We start from the raw sequence: 10,301 nt of genomic DNA on the forward strand, positions 1-10,301 counted from the left end.
GGTATAAACGCGAATACAGGCTTGATGCAGCCGCTCTTGTTCCGGTTCGATCCACTCGTCGTAGCAGTTTGGCAGCAGCTTTCCTGGGTAGACGAGTCGATCTATTTCAACTGCCCTGATCGAATGATTCCCCAAATCAGCCACAGTCCCAGAAAACTCGCGGCTGCAAACAAAACATCACTCACCCAGTAGACTTGACTCGATTGAGTATTGGCAGAAATAATGGCTGCTCCAATAATTAGCGACCCGACCACAACGCTGAACGAAAGCCGATTTGCAGACGTGTCTAGGGCCCGGCGAACTGGCTCTAGCTCTCTGACTGACAGATTCCACTGCAACGTTTCTGACGTGACGCGATCGAGCAACATCTCGACCTGACGCGGAGACTGCAACGAGAGGTTTTTGACATCCAGCACGGTTCGCAGCAGTGCCGCTAACGGGGCTTCTCCGACGATTTGACGTTGAAACACTTCCGTCATCATCGGACGAATTTTATTGGGAATATTGAAGTTAGGATCAAGGGTGCGGGCAATGCCTTCTAAGTTGGCGATCGCTTTTGCACACAATCCTAAATTGCCAGGAATGCGAATTTTGTTACTTCGCGCTATCTGTAAGACTTCGTAAACGAGCTTGCTAAAATTCACCTGCGAAATATTGAGGCTATAGTAGCGCCGCAGCAGTTGATCAAACTCGGTTTCGAGCTTGATGCGATTGACCGGGTGAGCCGGGGGAGCCAGTTGTAATACTAATTGAGTGCAACGTTTAGCATCGAGGTTGACGATCGACAAAATCAATTCCAGCAAAATTTGCTGAGTGCGTGGGTCGAGTCGCCCCACCATGCCGCAGTCAAAGAGCGCAATCCGTCCATCTCGCAGATAAAACAAATTGCCGGGGTGCGGATCGGCATGAAAAAATCCGTCGAGACAAATCTGCTGAAAAAAGGCTTTTAACAACAGCGTTGAAATTTCTTCGCGTTCTCGATCGGCATTGCCATCAAACGCCGGATTTGCAAAGTTAGCGGCTAAAAGCGGCACTCCGTCGAGCCACTCCATCACCAGCAGTTTCTCAGTGGTCAGATCCCAATTAATTTCGGGCACCGTTAGGCGATTTGGCTCGATCCAGCGAGAGGCTTGCAGATTGCGCCGCAGCAAATCGGTGTTGTGAGCTTCTTGAGTAAAATCGAGTTCGGCTCGCAGCGCTTGCGTAAATTCTTCGGCGATCGAGACAATATCGTAATATTGTCCAAAATCGGTTTGGGAAACGAGCCTGGCAATCAAGCGGATCAGGGCGATGTCTTGCTCAATCACAATCTCTAAGCCCGGACGCTGAACCTTGAGCGCCACATCTCGACCGTCTTTGAGCGTAGCACGGTGAGTTTGAGCGATCGACCCTGCCGCGACGGGTCGATAATTGACTGAGGCAAAGGTTTCTTCGAGCGATTGGTGCAACTGTTGCCGAATCACAATTTCAACTTCTAACCAATCAACGGGGGGCACCTCGGCTTGCAGGGCTGAAAGCGTGTCGATATATTCGGCGGGCAGCAGGTCAGGACGGGTGCTGAGGAGTTGTCCTAGTTTGACATAGACGGGTCCAAGCTCGACTAAGATGTTTCGCAAAACAGCAGGGGGCGGCAGTTTGGGTTCATCAACTTTGCCTCCGGTCAACAGCCGTCTCATATAGTCCCAGCCGTTGCGTAGCACGACTTCGACAATTTCGCCTTGTCGAGAGCTAGTTTGGACGATGCGTGAAAACATAGAAAAATAATTAAAACTTTAATTGAGCAATTCGTTAGGAATCAGTCTTCTCAAACCTAGCGTATGTAACGATTTTCAGCTATCTAACTTTTGAGACAGAGCAGGATAACTACTGGTTGCTTTTCTCATGGGGGTGTTCTCGATCGTTCATCTCTGCATTATCGATGAATTTGGTGTTGCAAGTAAGAGTTTAAAGGAAGGTAGGAAATTGATAAAGCGATCGCCATCTGCTACTTTCTGAGCAGGTCATATCTCCTTACCTTCTTGTTCTAAAATCTTTTATTTGTTAAAAACTTTTACTCTACTCGCCTTCCATGATGACTCAATGAACCAGCAGCCAATCTCCTTCCATCATTCTTGGCGATCGCTTTCCTATCCCATCCGGCGATGCATCCGCGCAGCAGCCTTGATCTGTTTGATTGCAGCTTTGATCGTCACAACTTCGCTTAGCGTAGTCTCGCAAACGCCACCTGTTACGACAGGTAAAGCTGCTAGCGCAGCAGTGAAATTAGATAACCAGCCTGTCTTTGTGATTCGCGACAAATCTCAGTTTGCCTCACTTGAACAACGGGCGCAGCGAGTTTCCGATCGATTGCAGCGTTTTGCTGATAACCAGTCAATTCCACTAGAGGCGATCGCAACTGCCTCGGTAGAAGGAAATTCTGTGATCTACGCTGAGGATAATATCTTAGTGACTGTCTCAGCAGCAGATGCAAAAGCAGCAGGGCTATCTCAGCAAGCGTTGACGAATGATTATTCGCAGCACATCCGGCAATCTGTGAGTCAGTACAGGCAAGAGCGTAGCGCCAGCTACTTGATCCGGGCAGCAATCATTGCTGTAGTTTGCACGATCGCTCTGATTGTGCTGTTGATCATTCTCAATAATGCAGTTCCTCATTTTCATCGCTGGTTAGATAGACAGCGAAACCGCCGGGTTCCGAGCTTGCAGATTCAAAACTTTGAGCTAATGTCCTCAGATCAACTATCAGATTTGCTGCTGGATCTGACCAGTCTGCTGCGGATAGGACTAATTCTAACGATTCTCTACGTTTATTTCTCGCTGATTCTCAACCTGTTTCCTCAAACTCGACCGCTTGCCAGCCACCTGTTTAGCTATGTCCGCAATTTAGGCGTGACGGTTTGGACTGCGTTTGTCAATTATTTGCCCAGCCTGCTGATGGTGGGGCTGATTGTGATTGCAACTTATTACCTGCTGCGTTTTCTCAAACGCGTTTTTGACGGGATCAGCCGCCGTGCCTTTTCAATTCGCGGGTTTTATCCTGAGTGGGGAGAACCCACTTACCGTCTGTTGTCTTACTTAATTATCGCGCTGGCGGTCATTGTCGCCTTCCCTTTCCTGCCTGGATCGAGATCACCTGCTTTTCAAGGGATCTCCCTATTTTTGGGAGCGCTCGTTTCGCTGGGGGCAACCGCAGCCGTTGCCAATATTGTGTCTGGCTTCATTCTGGTGTATACACGAGCATTTCAACTGGGCGATCGCATCCAAATCGGAGGCGTTTTGGGAGATGTTGAGGAAAAACTGGCACTTGTGACTCGAATTCGTACCTTAAACAATGAACTCGTGACGATTCCCAATGCTGCGCTCATGGCAGCCAATATTACCAACTATAGTGCTTTAGTGAGAGACAGCAATACGCCCCTGATTTTGCACACAACTGTTACGTTAGGATACGACGTTCCCTGGCGTAGGGTTCACCAAATTTTAGTTGAAGCTGCCCTTGCTACGGCGGATATTCTGCCAAACCCGTCTCCCTTTGTGCTGCAAACTGCTCTTACCGATTTCTACGTCAACTATGAATTGAGAGCTCATACCGTTCATCCTGAAAAGATGCCCGCCATCTATTCCACGCTTCATCAAAACATTCAAGATAAGTTTAACGAAGCAGAGATTGAAATCTGTTCGCCACACTACTCAGCGCTTCGGGATGGCAATACGACGACAATTCCAGGCAGTTATCTACCCCAAGACTATACTCCACCCAGGTTTCGAGTTGACTCGATCGATACCTCTGCCAAACTGGAAGATCATTCCGGCGATCGCCAAGTTTAGCTAGTGCAATTTTAGGAAACCTGCTTTGCAAGCGAATCGAGTAAGGGACAATCAAAATACTGACAAATTCGGACTTTCAGTTCTGGTGCAGTCAATTTGTGTGCAGATCCAGTGCCCAATTCGGATACTGTTCACTCAAGCAAATCAATCGGTTGCGTTGATGCTTTTTTAGCGCGTATTGCTCATCGGGTGAGACAATCCAAGCCTTGCCAAAGTTGCGTGGACTCTGATGCAATAGGGCGCGTAGTTGTTCTTGCTTTGCAGAATTGAACATTGGTTCCACCGTTGTCGGACAGGTCGATTGGGCTTGCAAACACTGGAGTCCGTCACGCTCAACCGCTCGAATCGTATTTCTCACCGTTTGCACACTACAGCCGAGTTGAGTGGCGATCTGCTTGGGGCGTTGATGCTTGGCACTTGAGAGCAGAATTTGACAGCGCCGTAGGATGAAGGCATCTCTGGAGCGTAATCCTTATTTGAGTGCCGTTCGTTCAATTGGACTCAAGGGGCAGACAAATAGAGGAGCTTTCATGATGCTTCTGAAAGATACAAGGGGGCTTCCCAAATTCACAATCAGAGTGAACTACTTCTGTCGAACTGACATTAAAAAAACAGAGCCAGGAAGCCTAATCATAGTCTCTTGGCTCTCTCAGATTAGGCTGAATTTGTCTAAACCATTAATGGTTGGCTTTCCTCGGTGGCTACTGATTCATCCGTAGGTTGTTTTACTCGCTCCAGCCACTTCTCAGCCTTCGAGTAGTTGTCCTTTTGCACCTGTTGAATCGCTTGCTTGAAGTTGAGCTGCACGCCCCACACATCGGTATGAAAACGGTGTTCTTTCTTCATCTGATCGAAAAACGCGGCGGCTTCAACGTGGGAGAGTTGACCGATCGTTTTAGCGATCGTCATAAACCCTTCAAACACATCGTCTGCCATCTTCGCGTCACCACAGACATAGTAATGACACTGAGGATGACTTAGCGATCGCCAAAGTGCTTGGGCGTTCTCTTGCATCAAGCCTTGAACATAGACTTTCTGGTCTGTTAAACGAGAGAAGGCAACTTGTAGATCAGTCAACACGCCTTGATTTTGCCAAGTAATCAGTTGGTCGCCGTAGAGGAAATCAGTATGATTGCGACAGCCAAAGTAGAGGCAAGCCTCCCCTAAGGTTGTTCCCTGCTTTTGCAGCGCTTCCCGATATTGTAGGAAGGCAATCAGCGGTGATACTCCAGTGCCGGGGCCGACCATCAGCATCGGGGCTTGAGCATCGATCGGGGGACGGAATCCAGAGGTGCGAACCCCAATGCGAACCTGAGAGCCAAGTTGCAGTCCAGACAGATAGTTAGAGCAAAGCCCCTGTCTCGTCTTGTTCGCATCCGTTTTGATTTGTAGGACTCCTACCGTAATTTGAATGTGCTGAGGATGCAGCAACGGACAGGAGGAAATGGAGTAGAGGCGCGGCTTTTGCTTGGGTAACAGTTCTAGCAAAACGTCTAACGAGATCGGAGCCGAAGGAAACTGATCAAACAGATCGGCAACGCTCATGCAGGTGTCGGTAATCGTCTTCCTGAGCGCCACACTGTCAGAATGATCTTCGCCCTGCCGCAAAATCTCTAGCCAGGTTTCTAAGCGATGCTTTTCTTGCGGATTTTGAGCAACGGAGTATAGGTACGCCAACAACTCGTTAAAGGGTTCGCGTAATGCCAGATCGAGTTCTTCAGAAAGTAGCTGAACAACCGTAGTCGGAACGGCAACCGGAGGCTGATCGTCTGTGGTCTGTCCATCGGGCGTGACGTACTGAGCTGTAAAGTAGGTGTTTGGAGAAACTCCAACTCGCGCACAGAGGCGATCGACCAGTTCCGGTGGATTGCAGGGATAAACGGCAACGTGATCGCCCGTTTCATACTGCAAGCTAGTATCGGCAATGTCGAAAGCGATGTAACGAGTAGAACGGCTGCCCGGAATCACTTCTTGCAGCAATTCGTCGTTGGCAATCACGGGAACGGCAATGCCACGATCGCCTGAAATAGCAGCAAGGGGCGGCAGATTCGTCTCGTCTAGGAAGGTCACGGCGAGTTTGGGAGCCGTTGCGCTTGCCGAATCGCCAGCGGTTGCATCTTCACCCAACACGCGAGAGATCAAGCCCAACCATTGCTTGAAGGTGTCTGCTTGACCTTTAATCTCATCCCCTTTATGCAAAGGAGCCGCGCGATTCGCTCCCGCTTTTGCTAAAGCTTTATCTACAGAAGTTCCCGCCGCGCAGAACTGCTCATACACGGTGCTGCCGATGCCCAATACAGAATAGTTCAAGCCACCGAGCGACCCCGCAGGCTGCTGTTTCAACCATTGCAAGAATCGCTTACCGTTGCTGGGCATTTCGCCATTGCCAAACGTCGAGGTGACAATGAGCAGCAGCTTCTCACTCGCTAGGGTTTCAACCGGGTATTCGTCGAGTGCCATCACTTTCGGGCGGAATCGCTGTAACTGCCGTGCGGCTTTACGAGCAAACCCCTCTGCGGTTCCCGTTTCAGAGGCGTAGAGAATCAAAATCCGATCTTGTCTGTCCCCGTCTTCATCCGCAACCGCCGTTAGTTTGTCCAAGTCGATGCCGTCTTCGATCGCCCACTGATCAGCGGCATGGTGATAGGCAGGCTCGAGGTAAAAATCGCGCATCTGGTGATGCCAAACCGGACAGGTACTGCCGCCTGCTGCCGGAACCACCCAACCGGAGTCCCCAGGGCATTCCCGCCCTGCTTTTTTCTCCCGCAAGTCGTGGGTGAGGAATTGACGCGATGCCGTTTGGTGATCGACCATTGTCACTTTCGCTTTCTGGAAGGAGTGGAGAATGGCCACATTGAGTTCTAAAGCCACCCGATCGCGCCACAAAGTCTGCTCAGAACTGGTGTCTAACTTCAGAACTTGGGCAATCTCCTCCATTTTGTTGTAGCGAGACTCATCGAGGAAATCTCGCATGATTTCGGTGTCCATATACCAGCCGTTGAAAGGCATACAGCCATACTGGATGCCGCCAATATGCACCGAGAAATTGCTGATCGCAGGAATGGCATACCAGCGCATCCCAATCTCTTTAACTTCTGGAACGGTAGGATGCTCAATATGCACTTCCAGCACTTCTTCTGGCTGCCAGTGATACATTTTTGGCTCCTGACCCGGAACCTCGATCACCAGAGGCAGAATGTCATAGGCAGTGCGGGGTTCTGACGGTTGCCAGCCAAATTTGATAATGGCATCGGTCAGACCCAGATTTGCCGCATCGCCCATGATGCTGCCATCAGGCATTCTATACGCCGCATAGCGATAGAGTTGCGAATTCCAGAAGCGCGAACCCCAGCGTTCTTTGGGCTGCTTGGGGCGGAAGACGGTCATCGTAATCTGCAAGTTGCCGCCGTTGGTTGCAAACTTGACGTGTTCCTGACATTCGCGGAACATCTCATCGGGGTCAGTAATGTGGCGACGATCGCGCACCACCATATTGTTCCAGGAAATTCGCCCGACACACTTGGAGGCATTGCGCCACGCAACCTGAGTGCCATACGCCAGTTCTTCATAAGTGTGGGCGTAGGTTCCCGTCGCGTTGACTTCCTCACGAATCTCTTTCCAGCGGCGCTCTTTGTCCTCCAGTTCCCATGCCTGTTCTGACGAAATCAGATCAAGGAACTGCTTGGCTTTTTTGAGAATGCGCTCTTGATTGAGCATCGGTAGCTTAATCACGCCGACGACGCGATCCATCAGCGTTTGCCATCCGTGCCGTAACTCTGGGGTAAAGTCTGTCAGGTACTTCTCAAATAGGGTAAATAGCGTATCTGTAATGGCAGGATAAGCACACGTCGGAACTTCCGCAAAACTGTGAACCTGTCCTAAAAAGCGCAGTTCTTGCAACATCTCCTCACTGCTGCCGCTCCGCAGACAGCGCACCAAAAATTCTAGCGCTTGAAACAGGTGCATCGACAGATGATCCATATCTGCCCGTCCAAAAATCGGCAACACGGAGGGATAATTCTCAAACAGGATTTGGTAAAACTCCATCCCCATTTGCTGCTTGTTTTGACCAAACACCTCCCAGCAAGCTGCCATCTCTTGCAGCATCTCTGGCGGCAGAGCATCATTGTATCGACGTACTGCCGCAGTCATCGGCAGAATAATATGAGTATCAAAGAATTTGTAGAGGGCAGAGTTTGCGCCTTTTTGCAGATCCTCGCGATCGTACTCCTCCAGATACGGAATCGATGGCAGCATCCACATCCACACCTGCCGCGCCTTGATTCAGTGCTGCGGACGTAGCCCGATTCCTGCAAAAAACTTGCCGTAATCCTCAACCGAATCCAGTCCATCGCCTTTTTCAGGCGGGATGCCCATCAAAGGTTCACCGACGATATTTTGAGTTTCGGGCTGAAGCTGGTGGATCGCGCAGTCAAACAACTCATAGAAGAAGTCGTTCATGCTATCGATCGCTTCCCCAAACAGATATTCAAGATCTGGCTCTTCTAGCAACAGCCGCTTCAGAAACGTTTCCATCTCTAGCTCTTTCCACGCCCGTAGCTTGTTCCACACGTCTTTGACGATCACTTCGTCCTGTGCAGTCAGTGGTCGGGACTGAGGTAGATCAATCTCCACTTTTTCTGCCGTGCCTTTGCGACGACGAAACCCATTCTGCTGACTGAAGACTGCAACCGTGCTGCTGCTGGCTTCACTCGTGCTTTCGGTCAACCGGACTTTCAGCTTTAGCTGCGGGGCTTGTTCCCAGGTCGTAATCGGAAACGCTAGATCGGCATTGGAGTCGCCGTTTAAAGACTCCTGGGTTGTAAAGGTCACGGTGCCCGCATCCTGCCAGGGGTTGCTAATATCGCCTTCCCGATAGCACAGAGTAAGGACGATCGTGCAGTCTCCCTGATTCTTTAATTCTACTAACCAGCTTGGCTGCATTCGGGAAAATAAATCCTTTTGCAGTAGTGATTCACCTTCCTGGGAGAGAAGCTGCACTCGGCACTTATACTTATAATGACTGGAAGCAGGAAACTCAGTAGCAGAGACTTCGGTCAGATGTACAGTTCGCGCACTGTTGAGAATTTGAAGATCAGGCATCTTGTAAGTTCAGAAGGAGCAGAGGAACCCGAAAGATTGTGAGATAGACACAAAATGTCTAAGTGTAATCTATCGCAAGTATTAAAACAGTGGGGAAGTTGTTTTCAGTCTTTTCCAAAACCTCCGAGGTTTGCGTAAGGAAATCCATCTTCAAACAAAAATTCTTTGGAGTTTGAAGGACGGTTAGCCGTGCGATCGAGCCACTCCCAGATCGAAAAAAACGAGCTAGTGTGAAAGAGGCTCCTCTGGGGTAAAAATCTTTGAACTAACGCGAGGCATGGGGATGAATCGCTTTTTGAGTGTTGCAGGAAAGCTAGTAGGTGGGTTGTTTCTATGTGGCGGCGGCACGGTGTCGATCGGGCTGCTGCTAGGTATGGCATTGTGGCATCCGACAGGTTGGGCATTAGCGGCTCTGTGGATACCAACCGTGATCTTTGGCTTGGCACCCTCCGCAGTGGGCGGGCTTCTTCTCTACGGCAGCGCTAAAGCACATCGTCACGCACTGCGAGAACGGTTTTTCCAGCTTTTGCAAGTCAATCGCGGACGGATTTCTCTACTCGATTTTGCGACTGCGACTCGGTTAGAACCTGCGATCGCGCGTCGTCATCTCGATGATTGGGCAAAAGTCTGCTCTGCCAGCTTTGAGGTGACCGATGGTGGAGACGTTTACTATGTTTTCTCGGCTGACCCGATCGCGCTTCCAGGTGATCCAAAAGGGCAGGAGTTTCGTCGGGCAGTTCGTGAGTTTATCCGCTCTTGGTAACGGTTTTTGTTGGGGTAATGCCTTGGCATTAAGGAAACCTCGATCGTCAGAAGCGATCCAGGTTTTACAGACTTGGTGGCGATCGATAAGAGTCCCTGAACTGCGAGAAACGGAATTAAGGGCGATCGCAACAATGTTGTGGAATGATGCTGCGTTACCCCTGAGGGGAACTGCGTAGCAACTACTCTTCTGTTGTCTATGATTGTTATATATGTTGGCTTTGTTGCATAAATAATCTAATCAGGTCTGAGGATTAGGAAAAATCTTTCACGAACTGGCACGACAGAAGGAGTGTTGGATCGAAGAAGGGCATTTATGTGCAGATCACGTGCATAGACTGATCTCGATTCCGTCGAACTATTCCGTGTCTCAAGGAATGGGCTTTATCAAAGGCAAAAGTGCGATCGCGATCGGAACTGTGGCAGGAAGCGGAAGAACTTTAATCTTTAGTGATTCGACTTACACAATCTTCAAGGATCTGAACTCGACTAACCCCTAGTAGAGAGTCAAGGTTGAATTGAGGGATAAAGCCGCTTCAGTTTGACGCGAGCATCTGCGGTGGTAAATCGCCAATCGACCGTGTGGTTCTGAGCCTTTCTTGACTGTTGCC

At 49.8% G+C, this 10,301-nt stretch carries 6 protein-coding genes and 1 pseudogene; 3 read left to right on the forward strand and 4 right to left on the reverse strand.

Annotation, left to right across the window (positions count from 1 at the left end; translation table 11 throughout):
• Window positions 1-101: 101 nt before the first annotated feature.
• The gene (locus BRW63_RS21355) at window positions 102-1,754 is read right to left on the reverse strand and encodes an ABC1 kinase family protein (protein WP_073074429.1); all 1,653 of its coding nucleotides are present in this window, start codon (window positions 1,752-1,754) and stop codon (window positions 102-104) included.
• A 325-nt stretch (window positions 1,755-2,079) separates the two neighbouring features.
• Here BRW63_RS21355 and BRW63_RS21360 point away from each other — a divergent pair, with 325 nt between their 5' ends.
• Window positions 2,080-3,825, forward strand: coding sequence for a mechanosensitive ion channel domain-containing protein (locus BRW63_RS21360; RefSeq protein WP_083583140.1), 1,746 nt, complete (start codon window positions 2,080-2,082; stop codon window positions 3,823-3,825).
• A 91-nt stretch (window positions 3,826-3,916) separates the two neighbouring features.
• Here BRW63_RS21360 and BRW63_RS21365 read toward each other — a convergent pair whose 3' ends face one another.
• The 3 genes from BRW63_RS21365 to BRW63_RS29100 all read right to left on the reverse strand — a co-directional run bounded on the left by BRW63_RS21365 (window position 3,917) and on the right by BRW63_RS29100 (window position 8,928).
• On the reverse strand, window positions 3,917-4,273 hold the full coding sequence (locus BRW63_RS21365; protein WP_083583142.1) for a helix-turn-helix domain-containing protein: 357 nt from the start codon (window positions 4,271-4,273) through the stop codon (window positions 3,917-3,919).
• Between the two features lie 221 nt (window positions 4,274-4,494).
• Window positions 4,495-8,082 (reverse strand): nitric oxide synthase oxygenase, encoded by a 3,588-nt coding sequence (locus BRW63_RS21370; RefSeq protein ID WP_219898666.1) that lies wholly within the window; start codon window positions 8,080-8,082, stop codon window positions 4,495-4,497.
• A 27-nt stretch (window positions 8,083-8,109) separates the two neighbouring features.
• Window positions 8,110-8,928 carry a hypothetical protein gene (locus BRW63_RS29100; RefSeq protein WP_219898667.1) on the reverse strand — a complete coding sequence of 273 codons (819 nt, stop codon included), beginning with the start codon at window positions 8,926-8,928 and terminating at the stop codon, window positions 8,110-8,112.
• A gap of 283 nt (window positions 8,929-9,211) precedes the next feature.
• On the opposite strand from BRW63_RS29100, the gene BRW63_RS21375 reads away from it, so the two are divergent.
• On the forward strand, window positions 9,212-9,691 hold the full coding sequence (locus BRW63_RS21375) for a hypothetical protein (RefSeq protein WP_073074431.1): 480 nt from the start codon (window positions 9,212-9,214) through the stop codon (window positions 9,689-9,691).
• A gap of 253 nt (window positions 9,692-9,944) precedes the next feature.
• Window positions 9,945-10,127 (forward strand): annotated as a pseudogene (locus BRW63_RS21380) (transposase); the annotation flags it as partial.
• Between the last annotated feature and the right edge of the window lie 174 nt (window positions 10,128-10,301).

It is taken from the genome of Phormidesmis priestleyi ULC007, from assembly GCF_001895925.1.
Taxonomy (GTDB): Bacteria; Cyanobacteriota; Cyanobacteriia; order Leptolyngbyales; family Leptolyngbyaceae; genus Phormidesmis_A; species Phormidesmis_A priestleyi_A.